The 18,221-nt window shown below is 47.6% G+C and carries 21 protein-coding genes; 15 read left to right on the top strand and 6 right to left on the bottom strand.

Features of this window, described 5'->3' with window-relative positions; all coding sequences use genetic code 11:
- Positions 1 to 17 precede the first annotated feature (17 nt).
- The 4 genes from H575_RS06010 (at position 18) to H575_RS05995 (ending at position 6,286) form a co-directional block, all read left to right on the top strand.
- Positions 18 to 1,478, top strand: coding sequence for a lipopolysaccharide biosynthesis protein (locus H575_RS06010; RefSeq protein WP_042699457.1), 1,461 nt, complete (start codon positions 18 to 20; stop codon positions 1,476 to 1,478).
- A gap of 2,604 nt (positions 1,479 to 4,082) precedes the next feature.
- A complete protein-coding gene (locus tag H575_RS06005) occupies positions 4,083 to 4,373 on the top strand; it encodes a hypothetical protein (RefSeq protein WP_042699453.1) in 291 nt (96 codons plus the stop codon).
- A 552-nt stretch (positions 4,374 to 4,925) separates the two neighbouring features.
- Positions 4,926 to 5,210, top strand: coding sequence for a hypothetical protein (locus H575_RS06000; RefSeq protein WP_042699450.1), 285 nt, complete (start codon positions 4,926 to 4,928; stop codon positions 5,208 to 5,210).
- Entirely contained in the window at positions 5,207 to 6,286 is a 1,080-nt protein-coding gene (locus H575_RS05995) for a virulence RhuM family protein (protein WP_042699447.1), read from the top strand. The genes H575_RS06000 and H575_RS05995 overlap by 4 nt, the downstream gene beginning before the upstream one ends.
- Positions 6,287 to 6,863: 577 nt before the next feature.
- Here H575_RS05995 and H575_RS05985 read toward each other — a convergent pair.
- The 5 genes from H575_RS05985 to H575_RS05965 all read right to left on the bottom strand — a co-directional run bounded on the left by H575_RS05985 (position 6,864) and on the right by H575_RS05965 (position 9,204).
- Positions 6,864 to 7,157, bottom strand: coding sequence for a hypothetical protein (locus H575_RS05985; protein WP_042699441.1), 294 nt, complete (start codon positions 7,155 to 7,157; stop codon positions 6,864 to 6,866).
- Positions 7,158 to 7,661, bottom strand: coding sequence for a hypothetical protein (locus tag H575_RS05980; RefSeq protein ID WP_042699438.1), 504 nt, complete (start codon positions 7,659 to 7,661; stop codon positions 7,158 to 7,160).
- Between the two features lie 288 nt (positions 7,662 to 7,949).
- On the bottom strand, positions 7,950 to 8,294 hold the full coding sequence (locus H575_RS05975; RefSeq protein WP_042699436.1) for a HepT-like ribonuclease domain-containing protein: 345 nt from the start codon (positions 8,292 to 8,294) through the stop codon (positions 7,950 to 7,952).
- Positions 8,291 to 8,599 (bottom strand): nucleotidyltransferase family protein, encoded by a 309-nt coding sequence (locus tag H575_RS05970; protein ID WP_042699433.1) that lies wholly within the window; start codon positions 8,597 to 8,599, stop codon positions 8,291 to 8,293. The genes H575_RS05975 and H575_RS05970 overlap by 4 nt, the downstream gene beginning before the upstream one ends.
- Before the next feature lie 296 nt (positions 8,600 to 8,895).
- Complete coding sequence (locus H575_RS05965) at positions 8,896 to 9,204, bottom strand: hypothetical protein (protein WP_042699430.1); 309 nt, start codon at positions 9,202 to 9,204, stop codon at positions 8,896 to 8,898.
- Between the two features lie 219 nt (positions 9,205 to 9,423).
- Between H575_RS05965 and H575_RS05960 the strand changes: the two genes are divergently transcribed.
- From H575_RS05960 to H575_RS05940, 4 genes are all read left to right on the top strand, one after another.
- A complete protein-coding gene (locus tag H575_RS05960) occupies positions 9,424 to 9,753 on the top strand; it encodes a nucleotidyltransferase family protein (protein ID WP_042699427.1) in 330 nt (109 codons plus the stop codon).
- Positions 9,750 to 10,091, top strand: a complete 342-nt coding sequence (locus H575_RS05955; RefSeq protein ID WP_042699425.1) for a HepT-like ribonuclease domain-containing protein — start codon at positions 9,750 to 9,752, stop codon at positions 10,089 to 10,091. The genes H575_RS05960 and H575_RS05955 overlap by 4 nt, the downstream gene beginning before the upstream one ends.
- Before the next feature lie 432 nt (positions 10,092 to 10,523).
- A complete protein-coding gene (locus tag H575_RS05945) occupies positions 10,524 to 11,264 on the top strand; it encodes a hypothetical protein (RefSeq protein ID WP_155897858.1) in 741 nt (246 codons plus the stop codon).
- Positions 11,265 to 11,268: 4 nt separating this feature from the next.
- A complete protein-coding gene (locus tag H575_RS05940; RefSeq protein WP_042699417.1) occupies positions 11,269 to 11,553 on the top strand; it encodes a hypothetical protein in 285 nt (94 codons plus the stop codon).
- A 1,229-nt stretch (positions 11,554 to 12,782) separates the two neighbouring features.
- On the opposite strand, the gene H575_RS05935 is transcribed toward H575_RS05940, so the two are convergent.
- Entirely contained in the window at positions 12,783 to 13,175 is a 393-nt protein-coding gene (locus H575_RS05935; RefSeq protein WP_042699415.1) for an ArsR/SmtB family transcription factor, read from the bottom strand.
- Positions 13,176 to 13,274: 99 nt separating this feature from the next.
- On the opposite strand from H575_RS05935, the gene H575_RS05930 reads away from it, so the two are divergent.
- The 7 genes from H575_RS05930 to H575_RS05900 all read left to right on the top strand — a co-directional run bounded on the left by H575_RS05930 (position 13,275) and on the right by H575_RS05900 (position 17,858).
- Complete coding sequence (locus H575_RS05930) at positions 13,275 to 14,348, top strand: permease (RefSeq protein WP_042699412.1); 1,074 nt, start codon at positions 13,275 to 13,277, stop codon at positions 14,346 to 14,348.
- A gap of 56 nt (positions 14,349 to 14,404) precedes the next feature.
- On the top strand, positions 14,405 to 14,641 hold the full coding sequence (locus H575_RS05925) for a thioredoxin family protein (RefSeq protein ID WP_042699409.1): 237 nt from the start codon (positions 14,405 to 14,407) through the stop codon (positions 14,639 to 14,641).
- A gap of 7 nt (positions 14,642 to 14,648) precedes the next feature.
- Positions 14,649 to 15,095: a putative zinc-binding protein gene (locus H575_RS05920; RefSeq protein ID WP_042699490.1), complete on the top strand. Its 447-nt coding sequence runs from the start codon at positions 14,649 to 14,651 to the stop codon at positions 15,093 to 15,095.
- Between the two features lie 16 nt (positions 15,096 to 15,111).
- Positions 15,112 to 15,453 carry a putative zinc-binding protein gene (locus H575_RS05915; protein ID WP_042699406.1) on the top strand — a complete coding sequence of 114 codons (342 nt, stop codon included), beginning with the start codon at positions 15,112 to 15,114 and terminating at the stop codon, positions 15,451 to 15,453.
- The gene (locus tag H575_RS05910) at positions 15,450 to 15,857 is read left to right on the top strand and encodes a DUF2703 domain-containing protein (RefSeq protein WP_052319988.1); all 408 of its coding nucleotides are present in this window, start codon (positions 15,450 to 15,452) and stop codon (positions 15,855 to 15,857) included. Before H575_RS05915 ends, H575_RS05910 begins: the two co-directional genes overlap by 4 nt.
- Positions 15,858 to 16,134: 277 nt before the next feature.
- Positions 16,135 to 17,022 carry an ABC transporter ATP-binding protein gene (locus H575_RS05905; protein WP_042699403.1) on the top strand — a complete coding sequence of 296 codons (888 nt, stop codon included), beginning with the start codon at positions 16,135 to 16,137 and terminating at the stop codon, positions 17,020 to 17,022.
- Positions 17,019 to 17,858, top strand: a complete 840-nt coding sequence (locus H575_RS05900) for an ABC transporter permease subunit (RefSeq protein ID WP_042699400.1) — start codon at positions 17,019 to 17,021, stop codon at positions 17,856 to 17,858. Before H575_RS05905 ends, H575_RS05900 begins: the two co-directional genes overlap by 4 nt.
- Positions 17,859 to 18,221 lie beyond the last annotated feature (363 nt).

The following is an 18,221-nucleotide window of genomic DNA, read 5'->3' as shown; positions in this document are numbered from 1 at the left end:
ACAAAGATACATATCCCATGGCAGAATCCAACTTCAAAACAACCGTACTCTCCTCCCTCCTCTGGAAAGGAATGCAGACGGGAGCGGTCTACGGAATACAACTGATAGTCCAGATTCTCCTGGCACGCTTACTGCTCCCGTCTGATTACGGTATCATCGCATTGATCATCGTATTCATCACCATTTCGCAGTGCTTCGTAAACAGCGGACTAAACACTGCATTGATCCAGAAAAAAGAAATAGACGATACCGATACATCATCCGTTTTCTACATAAGCCTGCTGATCGCTGCTGTGTTCTATACGATACTCTTTCTCACAGCCCCTGCCATATCTGCATTCTACAACGAACCCCTCATAATTCCGGTCCTGCGGGTACTTGGACTTACCTTATTCTTCGGAGCAATCAACTCAATACAAAATGCGGTAATAGCACGAAACTTTCAATTCAAAAAACTCTTTGGGTGCAGTTTACTCTCAACATCCGCATCTGGAGTAATCGGGATCTCAATGGCATTCCTCGGCTACGGTGTTTGGGCACTGGCAGGTCAGCAGCTCTCAGCCATCATCGCGAGCTGCATCGTAATGGGATTTGTTGTAAAGTGGAGACCAAAACTCCTCTTTTCAATAAAAAAAGTCAAAGGACTTTTTTCATTCGGGTGGAAACTTTTAGTTTCCGGCATGATTGATATCGTGTACAACAACCTGAGTGTATTAATTGTAGGAAAAGCATTCTCAACAACAATGCTTGGCTATTACTCAAAAGGGAATGAATATCCGAACTACATTGCAAACGGACTCAACGGTACCATTCAGGCAGTAATGCTTCCTGCATATGCAAAACATCAGGATGACAAATACACCGTCAAACAAATAATGCGGAGAGCATTAAAAACAAGCTCATTTGTCGTCTTCCCTGCAATGGCTATGCTAGCTGCAGCAGCCGAACCTTTGGTAACACTTCTCTTAACAGATAAGTGGCTGATGTGCGTTCCATTCCTTCAGATATTCTGCTGCGTCTATGCATTGTGGCCCATCCACACAGTAAATCTCCAGGCAATAAACGGCATTGGCAGAAGCGATGTGTTCCTGAAATTGGAAATCGTCAAAAAAATCATAGGCGTCACTATCCTTATAATTACTATTCCGATCGGAATCTATGCAATAGCAATTGGCATGATCTTTACAGGAGTTATAGGAACATTCATCAATGCATACCCGAATAAAAAACTGCTGGACTACAGTTTTCTTCAGCAGTGGAAAGACCTGATGCCGGCACTGCTTATATCGTTGATTATGGCAGGAGTCGTTTACAGCGTCCTCTTCCTCGAATTGTCAGATATAATGTCGCTGCTGATTCAGATTCCGCTGGGCATTCTTGTGTATTTCGGACTTGCAAGATTGTTTAAACTGGAGAGTTTCACCTACATTACAGACACGTTAAAAGAATATCTTCCGAAGAAAAATAAGAGCAACTGAATCTCAAAGATCCACGCCGCGATCCCTCCTCCTCCTTCTCTGACGAAAAGCCCGCCTCTTCTTCCGGCACGCGCTCGGATAACGGGGGCTTGGGCGAGTGCTATTATAGATGAGCAGCTTTGGGTGGTTGCAAGGGCGAATTGCAGCCGCGGACCCACGGGAAGCAGGCCGGGGTTGAGGCAAAGAGGATGATCCACTGCGGGCCCGCAGCGCCCCAGTTTAGAGAAAAGGGATTGGGAGATGTGATTCACTCCTGATGAACTACCTGGAAACATATAGGGGCCTCGGCAAATAGGATACTCCACCGCGGGACGCTCCGCGCCGAAGTCGCGTCCCCGCACCCCAAAAAATAGACGAGAGATTCTCTCTCATTCTCTAAAAGCAAAAAAAAACCTTCATTGCTCCGCCCCTGTCCCCCCTTTGGTGATTTTCGTTGAATTTTGTGGGTTTTGGTGTTGGGGGACGGGGGAGGGTACGATATGGATCAACACCCAATTGAATTTTCTTTTTTTTCGTGTTTTTGTGATTATTTTCGTGAATTTTGTGTGATGATGTTTACATCCGAAGAATCCAGTACACGAAACCAAAGTACATCCAAAAAATCCCACTTGAACAAATTCAATCCTGTTCCCCAGGGTGGGGGGGCGATAAACGAAGGAGGGTGTATGAGAAGGCTCGCCCTTGGCTTCCATAAGGGTAAGCGGATGCTGCGCCCCCTGGTTCGCCTAAGGGGAGGAAAATAGGGGGCGCAATACGACCGCGGATGTACACGGAGGCTTCGCCCCTCGGGAGCAAAAGCGGCAAATAGGATATTCCCACCGCGGGCCGACTCGCAAGGCAAAGCCTTGCTCAGCTAAGATCGCCGGCTATGCCGTCGATCCGCCTCCGCGCCGGATCGCAAGTCCCTTTCGCTTCGCTCCATGCCATGTCAAGAAAAGAAATTGGGAAATGTGATTCGCTCCTGACGAACTACTTTGAAACGTATATGGGCCCCAGAAATAGGATACTCCACCGCGGGCCGCTCCGCGCCGGAGTCGCGGCCCCGCACCCCGGTTCAGAAAAGAAAATGGGATATTTGAGATGTATTTTGAAAGGGAAGTAATTTGGGAGTGTGGACGCAAGAGAAACAATCAACAATACATTTTCCATAATTCACACTTTGATACTTCCCATTCCTCCACCCCTGTCCCCCTTTTGGTGATTTTCGTTGAATTTTGTGGGTTTTGGTGTTGGGGGACGGGGGAGGGTACGATATGGATCAACACCCAACTGAATTTTCTTTTTTTCGTGTTTTTGTGATTATTTTCGTGAATTTTGTGTGATGATGTTTACATCCGAAGAATCCAGTACACGAAACCAAAGTACATCCAAAAAATCCCACTTGAACAAATTCGATCCTGTTCTCCAGGGTGGGGGGCGATAAACGAAGGAGGGTGTATGAGAAGGCTCGCCCCTTCTCCGCAGCACACCCGAAGAAAATAGGGGGCGCAATACGACAGCGGGTGTATGAGAAGGCTTCGCCCCTTCAGGGTTCGCAAATCTAAGATTTGCTCTCCGACTCGGGTCTTCGACCCTCGCTTGCTCGCCTAAGGGGGGAAGGTGGGCGGTACATGATCACAGATTCACGAGGAAGCTGCGCCCCTTAATTCGTCTACGTGTAGGAGATGGTGGGCGCAATACGACCGCGGGTGTATGCGGATGCTGCGCCCCCTGGTTCGTCTACGTGTAGGAGATGATGGGCGGGATACGACGGAGGGTGTATGAGAAGGCTTCGCCCCCTGGCTCGCGTTAGGGGTGAGGATAACGCCCCCTTTTCCGCAGTACACCCGTTCGCAAGTCTATCGACTTGATCGCAAACATTCTGTTTGCTCAGCTAAGATCGCCGGCTGCGCCGTCGATCCGCCTCAGCTAAGGTTGTCCGCTTTCAGCGTCCAACCCACTCGCAAACCTTCGGTTTGCTCGGCTGAGGGACCTAAAGGTCCCCGCCTCGGCTGAGGCCGCCCCTAAAGGGACGGCCCGCCCCCGCGCTCCTCCTTCCGGCACGAAATAACACCCAAAAAAACACACCTCTCAAAAAACCAAAAACCCTATATACGATAACAAAAATTTTACCATCCATAACCCCCTCCCCTCCCAATGACCACCGCCTTACTGCAAAAACCCGGGGCACTATCGCACCGCGCGGTCAGGGGTTTATATAATTCAACAGCATAACTCAACAACAAAACAGACAAATGATCGAGAAATACACATAATACGTCAAAAACAACCATTAAATACTTCAAAAACACACCAATTATTAACAACATCAGGCAAGTGAAAAACAGCCTGGACTAGCCCGAGCACGAGTCCTATTGGACGGCGAGTTGCTAGGAGCATGGGATCCCGCATTACCTTACTATCCCCTCTGCCACGGGTGAACCCTCAAGCCTTTTTCATCAGCCCGGTGAACACCAGGCATGGGAATCGTGCCGGTCAACGGAAAAATCCCGGAAGAGGACGCTTTAGCTCCTCTCCCGGGTCAGCAGGAAAAGGTATGCCGCTGGGTCAACCGGCATGCATCGACGTAGAACAGCCATGCCGATCAAAAGGCAAGGAATTCTAATGACTGAAAAAAGTAATGAAAAAATGGAAGAGTCAGGCTCCAACCTGAACTCAAGTCCGCATACGAAGATCTGTCTCAAAATGAGCCAGGTCATCATGGAAACGCCCGTCGAATACAACGGCCGGATCTCAACCAGGATCCCGATGAAAAACAAGGAATGGTTCTACCGCCATGCAAAAAAGGAAGGCATCAAACCGTCCGAACTCCAGCGCCGCATCGTTATTAAGGAAATGAACAAATGGCGCGAAGAGGAACTTGAGGAAGAGCGCCGGAAACGGGAAAGAAAGTGAAGGCCGGGAAACCGGCCCCCCTCCACTTTGGGTTTGTGCTCCGGTGACCTGAAAGTGGAGGTATCGAATATCTATTACCCATCTCATGTGTCCACTCTAAACTAAACCCCCTCTAAACCCACCAAACCAACGCTTTTTTTTAATCTCCCATTCTCACTCCCTGCTCGGTCTTCATTCTCATGGCAATCACTCATTTCAGATATGGTATGTTCTGCTGCAGATGAAGATGAACTACCTGGAATCGTGTAGGGGTCTCGAAAATAGAGATACTCTACCGCGTCGGGCTCGCAAATCAGAGATTTGGTCGCAAACATTCTGTTTGCTCGGCTGAGGGACCTAAAGGTCCCCGCCTCCGCTAAGATCACCGGCTGCGCCGTCGATCCGCCTCCGCTGAGGCCGCCCCTTCGGGTCAGCCCGCAGTCGCAAATCAGAGATTTGCTTGGCTAAGGGCGAGCCTATCGGCTCGCCCCGCCACCGCGCGGTCAGGTATTTATATTGCGTTAAATCATAGATTGATTATATGTTCGGAGATACCCGGACAGGAGGTCAGATATGATGAATGATATTCCCAAAACACTTCTGGAACAACCAAAGCCGCTCTTTTTCAAAAAAAATGTATATTCAGGCAGACTCTATACAAATGGGAAAGAAAATCGGAAAAACCAGCTTGAGCTGATGAAGGAAGGTGAGATAATAGAAGAGAGGCTCCTGCGCTCCTGGGGCCTGCTCGATGAAGTGACCTATCTGAAAGCGTTGGTCAGGGTTCTTGAGGGAGATCTCGCAAAAACAGAGAAGAGGCTGACAGGTTTTCTTTCGGAGCTTGGGGCGGATGTATGAGCGGAAAGGGTCTCGCCCCTGCCGAGGAGCTATCTGAGTTTCTGCTGTATAATACGGACGGGGGGAATACGCGTGTTCAGGTTCGACTGTATGAGGGGTCGGTGTGGCTATCTCAGCGTTTGATTGCTGATTTGTATGATAGGTCGCCAAAGACGGTGAGTGAACATATCGCGAATATTTTCGAGGAGGGTGAGCTTGAGCCGGAGAGAGTCACCCGGGTTTTTGATGTGGAGCAGGATGAGGGCGGTCGGTCGGTCGTCCGTTCGATCGTCTGCTATAATCTGGAGATGATTTTGGCGGTAGGATATCGTGCGAGGTCTGCCCGCGGGACGCAGTTTAGGAAGTGGGCAACGAAGCTTTTGCAGGAGTATGTGGTGAAAGGGTTCGTTCTTGATGATGAGCGTTTGAAGGAGCCGGCAGGGTTTGGTCAGGATTATTTCGATGAGCTGCTTGAGCGGATTCGTGCGATTCGTGCGTCAGAGAAGCGGTTGTATCTGAAGGTTCGGGATATTTACGCGCTGAGTGTGGATTATGATAAGAATCATCCTGCTGCGAAGAAGTTTTTTGCAGCGGTGCAGAATAAGATCCATTTTGCGGTTCACGGTCATACGGCGGCGGAGATCATGGTTTTGCGGGCGAATGCCGATCTGCCGCATATGGGGCTTTCGACATGGAAGGAGAGTCCAAACGGGAAGATTCGTCTGGCTGATGTTTTGACGGCGAAGAATTATCTTTCGAGCGAGGAGATTACGACGATGAATTCACTGGTGAATCAGTTTCTGGAGTATGCGGAGCAGCAGGCACGTTCCAGGAAGGTTATGACGATGCATGACTGGGAGGTGAAGCTGGAGGCGATTCTGCGGCTGAATGATATGAGTATTCTTACGAGTGCCGGGAAGGTTTCGATGGAGCGGGCGAAGAGTAAGGCATCCCGGGAGTTCGAGGTGTTCGAGGCACGGGAGCTGGAGCGGGAAACTGCGCAGGATGAAGATGAGTTGGAAGATGTGCTAAAAAAGCTAGTATATATCCCTAAATCTGATTCCAGCAAAGATAGTGAGTGTAATGAAAATAGATAATCTTTTAAATGAAATCCCAACTGTCCGGTTTAACCGGATAGTTCGAAGTCAGATATTTGGCATGGATGCGGGATTTTTGGCCGGGCGGGAATACCGCGAAATTTTCGTTTGAATCAGTAAAATGGAGAGTATCACATCAGTTTGTTGACGTCAACAATATGATACCCGCGGACAAAATGCCCGAGTCGGAGAGCAAAGCGAAGCATAATGATTCGCGGTGGAATTCTCATGCGTCCGCACGTATGCCGTACATGAAACCGAAGTACATCCAAAAAATCCCGCTTAAACAAATTCGATCCTGTTCACCGGGAAGGGGGGTTCGCAAGTCTGTCGACTTGCTCTCCGACTCGGGTCTACGACCCTCGCTTGTTCTCAAGTCTGTCGACTTGATCGCAAACATTCTGTTTGCTCAGCTAAGATCGCCGGCTGCGCCGTCGATCCGCCTCCGCTGAGGCCGCCCCTTCGGGTCAGCCCGCTCGCAAACCTTCGGTTTGCTCTCCGACTCGGGTCTTCGACCCTCGCTTGGGCGCAATACGACAGCGGACAGATACTAAAAATAATAGATAGGGATGAGGTTTTACTCAATCAATCCCTTAGTTTTCAGATGAACGAGATATTTTTCTTTAGAGAACGTACAATCGATAAACGCCATCAAATCAGCTTTTTTATCAAATTTCATTTGATGCGTCATTTCTGAAAGGAGAGCATCTGAAAGAGCATTTCCGCCTCCATGACTGATATGCGTATGAATATACGGGCTCAACCGACCCCCGGGTGTTTCATATCGGTAATAGATGTGATGACCGCTTCGCTTCTCGCAAAATCCTTTTCGGATTGCAGCACGGGCAAAATCATCTTTTTTTACCGGCATTCAACTCTCGCCGTCCCGCTCATTCAGATAGGAGAGAACCTGATCAAAATCGATGTACTCCTGCAGCTTACTCTTTATCCGGAGTCCGTCATCGGTATGCTTACTATCGGGAAACTCGGTAAAGAAGAGAACATGCCCCTCAACGCACTCCTCCAAACACTCAATTGTCCTCTGATAGGTCGAACCATACCCGTTCAAAGCGAGTTCATCATTTTTAAGACACCACACCGCATTATCGATATCATAGGAAAGTTGGAATTGGATAGGCTTATGTATCGTATATCGACCAAGAGAAGTAAGTTCAACCGACAATGTACCCATACCCCCATACGCAAAGACCAACTCCTCCAATGCCTGAATCGATGACGCCACAACATCTCCATACGTTTGATCCCCTTTCCGAAGAGCAACAATCCGCTGATGAACTTCGGCAGATACCATAACGGATTTTTTTTGTTCAGCATCCATCGTCTGCATGATACAAAATACTAGGGGGTGTAACATAATAGTTTTTCTCCATCAGATACGTGCGATCTCCAAGGCTGATTATTTTAGAATCCATTCGGTAGATTGGATGCTGCTAAATATCCTGCAGAAGAAATACGATTGATATCCCTCCCATTCTCCAAAGCCATAGAACATGAGTGAGTACTGCAAGGCTTTCGAAAAATATTTTGCGGAAACGTCTGAAGGAATATCCAAAATCTATGCATATATGATATTTTGGATCTGATTACGGCTCTATTCAGGTTCCCGTGCTTTTGTATAACGCGAAAGCGGGGATAATAACTCTTACTCCCATCCATTTGCCGAAATTATTTTCATGATGCACTTTTTCAGCGGCTGTATGTCATTTTGCAGAACATTCCAGACAATTTCCCAGTTAATATCAAAATAGCCATGGGTCAGCCGATCCCGCATCCCGGATACGCTCTTCCATGAGATTGCAGGGCATCGTGCTTTTTGTTCATCCGAGAGTTTTTTGCTTGCCTCTCCAATGATCTCGAGCGACTTTTGCACAAAGTGCTGAACTACTTTATCCGTGTCGAGTTTTTCAAAGGTCAGACCTTTTGTGTTCTCTTCCAGAAAGAGTATCTCATCACGAATGTGGAGCATGAACATTTTATCTGTTTTCATATCATTACCACTTCTGCGATGACTTCAGATCGTATATAGGGGCTGAGAGAGCGTTCTGCAATCAGGTCGACTTTCCGTCCGAAGAGATCTTCCAGATAAGCGCCCAGGGAAACCAGATTGGCAAGTGTCGATTCTCCCGGTCTGAAGGTATAGAGTACATCAACGTCCGATTCAGGCCTGTCCTCACCCCGCGAAACTGAGCCGAAGATCCCGATCGTTTCAATTCCAAACCGTTCACGCAGTTCAGGGAGATGTGCTTCCAGTTTTGCGAGGACGTCCTCTTTGATGCTTTCGTATTCAGTCATCTCGTCGATATGTGTTAATTAGTTGTTGGATGTTATGAGTTTATTCCCTGGGTGATATTCGGAGGAGTGTCATCTCTCTAAAATAAAAGGGAGACGGGGGCTTGCGGGAAGTGAAAAATGCCCAGTTTCAGTATGGATATGGATCGTTCGATCTGTGCATTCCTTTCTTCAATCTGCACTCCCTTTTCAAATAGAACGTATGTATTGTGAGAAAGCACACCGCGTAAGTCCCATTAAAAGAATCTGCAGCCACTCATCCTAAAAGACATAATGGAGCGAATAGGTACAAAAATAGTTCATGAATTGTTCAAATTAAGCACATCAGCAGTTTTTTGCGTCATCTTCATTAAAACTGCATCTATTGTATGATAATCTGTGCTGAAGGTCATATTCTCCTGAGATATCGCTGCACAGATTCCCAAAGACGCTCTGGATAGCTGCGGCTTTGTGATACATATCACCCGCGCTGCGTGTGTATCCGCCAAACCTGCAGATCCGCCTGTATCACCGGTGCCCCGCTTTGGGACTGCATCATGTACTGTCATTTTGAGATTTTTATCCGTGATTTCATATATTCTGCGGGATGCTTTACCTCTTCGTATCATATGCTGCACCTCCTGATCTATATGTATTCATTAAGATTCAAACTCACATATATCTTTTGCCTGAACTCTGCAGGAGTTGCACGTAAAAAAATCGTAGTATCTTTCATCTTTGATCAAACACGTTTGTACATAGTTTATTATTTCCATTAAAAGCATGCCATACCTGAGGCAGGCAAAACCTCATTACCATCCACCGACAAAGTACCATATACCTGTATCATGTCCGAATACGCAAGCATCAAAAAGGAGGTACTCACGAAATTAGAGGCAAACCTTCCGGAGATACGCGAGCGTTTCGGCATTGAAACGATCGGGATCTTCGGCTCCGTGAGTCGGGAAGAAGACACGCCCGACTCAGATGTCGATGTATTGTATGCATTCAAAACAGGCGGGGTCCCTCTTCGGGAATTTTTCGCTTTCAAACAATATCTGGAAAATCTGTTTGGAAGAACGGTCGATTTAGTTCCCGTACGATGGCTGGCACCGTCACTTCGCCCCTACATAGAACGCGATATGATACTGTTTGAAGCAAAAAAGGCAGAGGCATGAAATCCGAGTATATCTATCTGGACCACATGCTTCAGCGCTGTGAAAAAATACGAAAAATTACCAGTTCGGTCAAAAAAGAGGCATTCTTTCTGGATGAAGACAAATTGGATCTTGTTGTCCATTCTCTGGAGATCATCGGAGAGGCAACCACCCATATTTCCAAGGAGTTCAAAAAAGAACATGATGAAATACCCTGGCAGGAGATCAAGGATTTTCGAAACGTTATGTTCCATCAGTATTTTCGCATAGATCCTGAGGTAGTTTGGACCGTCGCAAATACAGATATTGAAGATCTCTATGTATTCCTGATCAGGATCCTGAATAGAGATAAGAAGTAAGCTGCCTAAGGGCTAATAACTGTCATTTTCGCGAACATCACTGTTGAATAACCAAAAAAACGCATCCTCGCAGTATTGCTTATTATCTCATCTGTCTGGTTTTGACAGCACGATCAAGCTGCATATGCTGGTGAATACGGCTAATGAGATAGTCGGTTATGATGAAGGACTTCTGCTAAGAGCAAAAATACGCAGTATGGAATTTTATGACCTCATACCAAAAATGATATCAATATTTGGTATGATCCTGATTTTGCAAAATTCACCACAGGATTTCTGGAGGATGAAACGATTCTCTTCAGATCACAAAGACACCCCTGACGCGAAGGCTTCGCCCCACTCGTAAGACAAAGCCGGCATGCCCGTTCACCAAATCCGCACGGCAAATATTTGAGCTGCGTAAAAACCGTTAGACAATCCGCACCCGTATAGATGATCTTACCGCCAGATAGCAGATTGGCCAATATTTACCGTGACATTTACGGTGACATGTATTATTGTTTTATTGTTTTTGCTCTGGCATATTGGAAACAAATAGCGACCCCGGCAAAAGAGGACATCTCCACCGCGGGCCGACTCGCAAGGCAAAGCCTTGCTCCGCTGAGGCCGCCACTACGTGGCAGCCCGCCTCAGCTGAGGAACCTAAAGGTCCCCGCCTCTAAACGGAGAACCAATCGTATCGACCATTCCATGACAGCAAAACCTATTATCTTCCCCTTCCCATTATCAGATACGATCATGCAGGCGATAGATGGCGACAAAAAACGGACACAGATGCCCGTTTACCCAAAAACAAAACAGCGCATCCTCTCTCGTAAACGTGAACATCAGACCTACGACGATGTGCTTAATATTCTCCTGGATACCGTAGAGATTGGAGACAAAGGAGAAGAGTATGGCGTTATATTTCTCCAATCAGTATTCATTGGCGAAGAGATCAAAAAGCTGAAAAAACCCTTGCCGTTAACATTGAATATTGCAGAAAACGGCTATATCCAACTGGCAAATACAGAATACTCGATCCTTGTTTCATCTCCAAACGTCAAAGAGGCTATTGAAGAAGCGCAACTACAGTTTTCTGATGGATTCGAATTATTCAACAACCCTGCTCTGAACCTCTCTCCAGCTGCAAAGGCCCGCGGCGAACGCTTTAAAGATGCCGTGTGGATGTGATCTCATGGCAGTATTGAAGGCAGAGACAGTAAAGAAAGCTATGAAGAGAAAGGGTTTCATCATGGAATCCGGCAGGCAGAAGCATCCGCGATATTACTTTGAGGATAATGGGGAAATTGCCGCTGTAAAAACTCACATGAGTCATAATGATCAGGAACTCACTGATTTCCTTCAGGCACAGATGGCAGCTCAGCTTCACATCTCCAAAGCGGATTTCCTTGAGATGATTTCATGTAAAATTGAGCATGAGGGGATTGCAAATATCTACCGCGAAAAGGGATTGCTTTAATCCCTTAACACATAGTGAATATCCGAATCATCATGCGCATCGCATCTCCGGCCCGCGTTCGCAAGTCTGTCGACTTGCTCTCCGCTTCGGGCTTCCAGCCCTCGCTTGTTCTCAAACCTACGGTTTGCTCTCCGCTTCGGGCTTCCAGCCCTCGCTTGTTCGCAAGTCTGTCGACTTGCTCTCCGACTCGGGTCTTCGACCCTCGCTTGTTCTCAAATCAAAGATTTGATCGCAAACCTACGGTTTGCTCTCCGCTTCGGGCTTCCAGCCCTCGCTTGTTCTCAAATCAAAGATTTGATCGCAAACCTTCGGTTTGCTTAGCTGAGGTTGTCTGCTTCGCATCCAACCCGCCTCCGCTGAGGCCGCCACTACGTGGCAGCCCGCTCGCAAACCTTCGGTTTGCTCTCCGACTCGGGTCTTCGACCCTCGCTTGTTCTCAAACCTTCGGTTTGCTCTCCGCTTCGGGCTTCCAGCCCTCGCTTGACGGCTCACCCCGCCTCCGCGCCGGATCGCAAACTATCCTGAAAGCAAGTTTTATCTGAATTCTTCACTCCTGACGAACTACTTTGAAAGCCCAAGCGGGCTTTGCCCGCTTGAGGCGGCACGCAAGCCTTTGGCTTGCACGCAACGTATAGGGGCCCAAAAAATAGGATACTCCGCGCCGGAGTCGCGGCCCCGCACCCCAGATCAAAAAAAGGATTGGGGGTGTGAGAAATAATTTGAAAAGTAGGTGGCTTGTAAGTGTGGACGCAAGAGAAAAACCAACCATACATTTCCTGATGTTCGCACTTGATTTCTTTCCATTCCTCCACCCCTGTCCCCCTTTTCGTGCATTTCGTTGGCGGGTTGGACGCTGAAAGCGGCCGACCTTAGCCGAGCAAACCGAAGGTTTGCGAATTTGTGCTTTTTTGTGTTGGGGGACGGGGGAGGGTACTACATAAATTTGCCTATAACCTAACCTTATTGGTTTTCGTGTTTTTGTGATTGTTTTCGTGAATTTAGTGTGATGATGTTTACATCCGAAGAATCCAGTACACGAAACTAAAGTACATCCAAAAAATTCCACTTGAACAAATTCGATCCTGTTCCCCAGGGAGGGAGGGCGATAAACGATCACAGATGCACGAGGAGGCTTCGCCCCTTCGGGGCACTCGCAAGTTTCCTCCGAAAACTTGGTCGCACATCTTCGCTTCGCTCAGCCTTGCTCAGCTAAGGGCGAGCCTAACGGCTCACCCCGCCTCCGCGAACATGCCCCCCCTCTCTGTTATCCGGTAGATCATCCAGTTGCCCTGCTGCTCTGACACGATCAGCCCGTTCTCCCGCAAAATATTCAGATGATACGACAACTTCGACCCGGAGATCCCCATACACTCCCGGATCACGCACACACACAGCGGCTGAACAGAAAGGAGATGCAGAATCGCCACCCTAACCGGATCCGAAAGCGCATGATGCGTCGCACTGATCTCGCCGATACGCTCTGCCGGCGGCAGACGGGCACGCAGCCCGGCGATACCCCCGATCTGCACAAGATCATCTCTGATCACATCCGGGATCCCGCACCGGACCTCAAACTCATCATCTCCGGCATTTTCTCCGGCAGGCAGCAGCGTATCGGTCATCTATTTCAAATTATTATGAAATGCATAACTATATATCTTTTGTCCGATAATAATTGATTCAACAAAAATTGAAATGACTTACCCTGAGGCACAAAAACAATGATTGACATACTCCTCGGCTCACTCCTTCTCGGGTGGGAAACCCTGATCGGCTACCTTTCCGAACATGTCGTGACCTGTCTTATCCCTGCCTTTTTCATCGCCGGCGCGATCGCCGCCTTCATCAGAAAAGACGCCATCCTGAAGTATTTCAGCCCGGAAACCAAAAAGACCGTATCCTACGGGATCGCGTCCGTATCGGGGACCGTACTTGCCGTCTGCAGCTGCACGATCCTGCCGATGTTTGCCGGCATCCTCAAAAAAGGCAGCGGCCTTGGCCCGGCAATAACGTTCCTCGTCGCCGGTCCCGCGATCAACATCCTTGCGATCGTCTACACAGCCCAGGTCCTTGGTCTGGACATCGGCATTGCCCGTGCCGTATTTGCCATAGGGATCTCCATCCTGATCGGTCTGATCATGATGAAGCTCTTCCCCGCGCACGACACCGAGACGAAGAAAACCTTCGGCGCCGCACGAAAAGCCGCTCTGGCCCAGGAATCGGTCCGCCCCAAATGGGTCGTCCCGCTCTTCTTCGTCATGCTCGTTTCGATCCTCCTCGTCGGCACCTCGGCGCTTGACGCCTTCATCCGTCTTGGGATCGTGTATGCCCTTTCGATCGGGATCGCCCTCCTCCTCATCTACTACTTCACCCGTAACGAAGTCACCGACTGGGGACTGGAGATCTGGGATCTCACCAAAAAGATCTTCCCGATCCTCATCATCGGCACCTTCGCGCTCGGCGTCCTTTCCTTCTTCCTGCCGGCCGAGTTCTTCAGACCGTACTTCGGCGAGACCACGCTAGGATCGACGTTTCTTGCCTCCGTCGTCGGCATGATCCTCTACATCCCGACGCTCCTGGAAGTGCCGGTGATCGGAACAACGCTCGGCTACCTCACCGGCGCCATGGCAAAAGGTCCGGCACTCTCCCTCCTCCTCACCGGGCCGACGACCAGTCTCCCGAGTCTGCTGGTAATCTACCGGCTGATCGGTGCAAAAAAAACGCTGGTGTACACCTGCCTCGTGGTCGGTTTTGCGACGATCGCGGGATTCCTCTTTGGGATATTCTTCCCGTAGGCTGCACTGTCACAAACATCTAATACAAAAAAAGTTGAATATCCTTTGGAGCTGACATGACAAAAATCGAAGTACTGGGAACCGGGTGTGCGAAATGCAAACGGCTTTTCGCTAACACCGAACAGGCAATAAAAGAACTGAACATCACCGTCGATCTGGTAAAGATCGAGAAGCTCGACGAGATAACCGAACGCGGCGTCATGATGACGCCTGCGCTGATCATCGATGACGAGATCGCCGCCGAAGGCCGGGTTCCGGATGTAAAAGAGATCAAAGCAATGTTAACGGTGTGAGATGATCATGACGGAAAAACCTGTATGCTCCTGCAGTCAGACGACTGCCGCAAAGATCATTATCCCGTGCGCAGGCCAGGCGAACACCGGCCAGATCACCAATCTCGCCGCTCTTCAGCTGGCGGATGAAGGATACGGGAAGGTCGTCTGCGCTTCGCTGCTTGGAACGGGAAATGAAGGACTGATCGCCAAGGCGAAAAATGCCGAAGAAGTCGTCGTGCTTGACGGATGTCATATGAACTGCGTTGCAAAAATGGCCGAATGCCACGGCGTGGTCGTTGGTCAGCACATCGTCGTGACTGATCACGGCATCACCAAAGGTCCTTCCAGGTCGTACACGGATGACGATGTGGAGAACATCGTTGCCGCCTGCTGGAAGGGGGAAGGCCGCACGGAAGAGCCGAAGAAACGCGGCCATTCCTGCACCTGCGGATGCGGCGGATCCTGCGAGTGAGGGAAAGGAGCAGAACGTGCCGGTCACGCTGATAACCTGTTCGGGTATTTCGAATACCGGAAAGCTGACGACCCAGGCGGCCCTTTCTCTGATGCAGAAGAGACCGGGAGATTATGTCTGGGTGCGTGCGCAGCAGAACGGCGGCGTGTCTGCCGACGAGATCGCCGAGGCAAAACGCGTGATCGTTCTTGACGGCTGTACGGACTGCTGCGGGGCAAAAAAACTTGCCGAAGCAGGATTCACCCCCGACTCCCATCTGATCGCAACCGAGCTCGGGATCACGAAGAACGGTATGGCTGACGTGCAGTTTGCGGAGATCGGCAAGGTCGTTGCCGCTGTTTTGGAGGCGTCCCGATGAGGATCCCGCGGATAAAACGGCTGGAGATCGAGTGGAAGCATTTCGCTGTCGGCGAGGCGACCTGCGAGCGGTGCGGAAAAACGGGAGAAGCGCTTCATGCTGCCGTTGATGAGCTGCGTGCCGAGTTTTCTCCTGCCGGCGTGAAGATCAATCTGACGGAGACGCTGCTTGACAAGACCAGGATCGCGGAGTCGAATGAGATCAGGATGAACGGCGTTCTGCTGGAGAGCCTGCTTTCCGCGTCGGTCGTGACGACGGACTGCCCCTCCTGCGGGGAGCTTGCAGGAGAAAGCACCTGCTGCCGGGCGGTCGGGTTCGGCGGGGAGATATTCGAGGATCTGCCGGCCGCGCTGATCAAAGAAGCGGCATACCGGGCGCTTTTTGCAGCTTCTCCGGCTGAATAAACCTTCCCGAACTCATCTTTTTTTCAGAGTTGTATTCTGCTGAGATTATATATCAGGATTTGTTTGGTATGACATCCCGGCGCGCATCATTTTATCTGTTCTCACATGAATAAAAATCCGGTTTGATCCTTACGGATAGCAAAAAAATGGGTTTCCTTCCCGGGAAAAGGCGGCACTAAACTTTTGGATGAAATAAAGGGAAGAATAGTTACAAAATATCATTCAATTCAAACAAAAAGTTAATTGCCTAAAAATCTATATCACTCATCTGAAAAACATGACAAATATAATTGAAACACAATCTCTCTCCAAAAATTATGGAAAAACATGTGGAATATCTTCAGTTTCACTCAATGTTGGAGAGGGAGACATATTCGGATTTGTCGGACCAAATGGTGCTGGAAAGTCAACCTTCATTAAACTGATATTAAACCTAATAAAACCAACTAGCGGTACTGCCACTGTTTTTGAAAAAGATGTATTCAAAAAATCCCATGTGATTAAACGAAGCCTTGGTTATGCTCCGTCAGACGTAAGATTTTTTCCTAACATGACAACAGATCAGATCCTGAAAAATACCCTTCGTTTTCACCGTAACAAAAACTACAGTAGAATTGACACGATATGCAATAGATTGGATCTTGACAAAAACAAAAAATTTAAGGAACTGTCACTTGGAAACAGAAAGAAAGTTGCCTTAGCAACTGCATTAATTCACGAACCTAAAATAATAATCTTAGACGAACCAACAAGCGGTTTAGATCCGCTTATCCAGATCCGTCTATTCGAAATGCTCGAAGAGGCTGCAAAAAAAGGTGCAACTGTATTTTTATCCAGCCATAATTTAGCAGAAATACGTGATCACTGTACTGTTACAGGATTTATTAAAAATGGGAAAATCATTAACGAGCAAAGACTTGATACAGCTATTACAAACAAAAAGATTGTAACGATTACCGCTGAAAATTTAAATCGTGAAATTCTTGAGAGACTTAATGTTACAATTATTTCAGATAATGACAACTCAGTAAAATTCTCATACACGGGTGAACTGTCAACACTCATCAAAACAGTATCTTGCATTGAAATGTCAGATATAATTATTGAAAATAACTCATTAGAGGGAGAATATATAAAATACTATGATGATGGGGATAAATTATGAACTTAACACTGTTTATGATTGAGATGCGTTCATACACTAAACCAATAATTCTCTGGAGTGTATTTCTTTCAATTATTCTTGCAGCTCAATTGATATTGATGGATAATCTGATAGATATTACTCTGGGTTATCTCTCGATGATCATGCTTGTCGCAATTAATCTGTCACTGGCATTATATGCAATAAAAGCAGGTTCCAGATCACTTATTAAAGAAGAAGCAAAGGGAACTATTGAATATATTTATGCACAACCGATTTCAAGATCAAGCATTGTATTTACAAAAATTATTACTGCTGTTCTATCATATGCAATAATTCTGACAATTGTCGGTTTTGTCTGTCTGATGACCTACCATTTAGTCATACTTCCCTCTCTCTCATTTGAAAAATTATTCGCTGAGATTGGAAACCTCTTTCTATGCACTTTTGTAATTGGGCTTGTTTTTATGGCAGTTGGATTTATGATTTCAGCTTTAAAGTCAAATAATAAACACACATCAGGCACTTCATTATTAATCGTGTCCGGCACGTATATAGCCGGGATTATCAGTCTTCTTCCAAACCTTCGACACCCGTTTTTATTTGGGATAACCTTTCCATCGGGTCTTGAAAATCTGGGTTATTTATCACCATTTATGATGATCTCCTCTTTGTTTGAAATCACTCTTTCAGATACAAGTATAATCTTGAATATGGTTTTCAGTCAGATCTTTATTAACCAGGATCTCTATTATGCTATTGATCAAACAATTGCGTTCATTATTATTTTCTGTGTTTGTATGATCTCTCTTAGCGTATGTTTTATTGTTTACAAGAATAAGGATTTAAAAATTTAACCATCACTAAACTTTTTGGGATGTTCTAAAGCCTGAATTTGACAGTTAGTGGAAATGCCACATAATGAATGCCCCTAAGCATTTTTCAAAAGCCATGATAAACTCTCTCGCGAGTCACTTACTTTTCAGAATAAATCTTCAATGTATCACATATTTTTCTAATTATGGGGTGCGGGAGGGCGACTCCGGCGCGGAGGCGGGTTGGACGCGAAGCGGACGACCTCAGCCGAACAAGGCTTTGCCTTGTGACCCGACGCGGTGGAGATATCCTATATGCCGTGGCCCACATATGTTTCCGGGTAGGTCGATGGAGATGGAATATTCAGATATTACGTATGCGGTGTTGGGGGTGTAGATCCAATT

Origin of the sequence: Methanocorpusculum bavaricum DSM 4179 (assembly GCF_000430905.1) — an archaeon.
Classification (GTDB): Archaea; Halobacteriota; Methanomicrobia; order Methanomicrobiales; family Methanocorpusculaceae; genus Methanocorpusculum; species Methanocorpusculum parvum.
Note: the sequence above shows the minus strand (reverse complement) of the source record. Positions and strands in the feature narration are given on the sequence as shown.

Bases quoted from the DNA above. Each gene is read 5' to 3' on its own strand.
- H575_RS06010 (WP_042699457.1), top strand. From the start codon at position 18: ATGGCAGAATCCAACTTCAAAACAACCGTACTCTCCTCCCTCCTCTGG.
- H575_RS06005 (WP_042699453.1), top strand. From the start codon at position 4,083: ATGACTGAAAAAAGTAATGAAAAAATGGAAGAGTCAGGCTCCAACCTG.
- H575_RS06000 (WP_042699450.1), top strand. From the start codon at position 4,926: ATGATGAATGATATTCCCAAAACACTTCTGGAACAACCAAAGCCGCTC.
- H575_RS05995 (WP_042699447.1), top strand. From the start codon at position 5,207: ATGAGCGGAAAGGGTCTCGCCCCTGCCGAGGAGCTATCTGAGTTTCTG.
- H575_RS05985 (WP_042699441.1), bottom strand. From the start codon at position 7,157: ATGCCGGTAAAAAAAGATGATTTTGCCCGTGCTGCAATCCGAAAAGGA.
- H575_RS05980 (WP_042699438.1), bottom strand. From the start codon at position 7,661: ATGTTACACCCCCTAGTATTTTGTATCATGCAGACGATGGATGCTGAA.
- H575_RS05975 (WP_042699436.1), bottom strand. From the start codon at position 8,294: ATGAAAACAGATAAAATGTTCATGCTCCACATTCGTGATGAGATACTC.
- H575_RS05970 (WP_042699433.1), bottom strand. From the start codon at position 8,599: ATGACTGAATACGAAAGCATCAAAGAGGACGTCCTCGCAAAACTGGAA.
- H575_RS05965 (WP_042699430.1), bottom strand. From the start codon at position 9,204: ATGATACGAAGAGGTAAAGCATCCCGCAGAATATATGAAATCACGGAT.
- H575_RS05960 (WP_042699427.1), top strand. From the start codon at position 9,424: ATGTCCGAATACGCAAGCATCAAAAAGGAGGTACTCACGAAATTAGAG.
- H575_RS05955 (WP_042699425.1), top strand. From the start codon at position 9,750: ATGAAATCCGAGTATATCTATCTGGACCACATGCTTCAGCGCTGTGAA.
- H575_RS05945 (WP_155897858.1), top strand. From the start codon at position 10,524: ATGATCTTACCGCCAGATAGCAGATTGGCCAATATTTACCGTGACATT.
- H575_RS05940 (WP_042699417.1), top strand. From the start codon at position 11,269: ATGGCAGTATTGAAGGCAGAGACAGTAAAGAAAGCTATGAAGAGAAAG.
- H575_RS05935 (WP_042699415.1), bottom strand. From the start codon at position 13,175: ATGACCGATACGCTGCTGCCTGCCGGAGAAAATGCCGGAGATGATGAG.
- H575_RS05930 (WP_042699412.1), top strand. From the start codon at position 13,275: ATGATTGACATACTCCTCGGCTCACTCCTTCTCGGGTGGGAAACCCTG.
- H575_RS05925 (WP_042699409.1), top strand. From the start codon at position 14,405: ATGACAAAAATCGAAGTACTGGGAACCGGGTGTGCGAAATGCAAACGG.
- H575_RS05920 (WP_042699490.1), top strand. From the start codon at position 14,649: ATGACGGAAAAACCTGTATGCTCCTGCAGTCAGACGACTGCCGCAAAG.
- H575_RS05910 (WP_052319988.1), top strand. From the start codon at position 15,450: ATGAGGATCCCGCGGATAAAACGGCTGGAGATCGAGTGGAAGCATTTC.
- H575_RS05905 (WP_042699403.1), top strand. From the start codon at position 16,135: ATGACAAATATAATTGAAACACAATCTCTCTCCAAAAATTATGGAAAA.
- H575_RS05900 (WP_042699400.1), top strand. From the start codon at position 17,019: ATGAACTTAACACTGTTTATGATTGAGATGCGTTCATACACTAAACCA.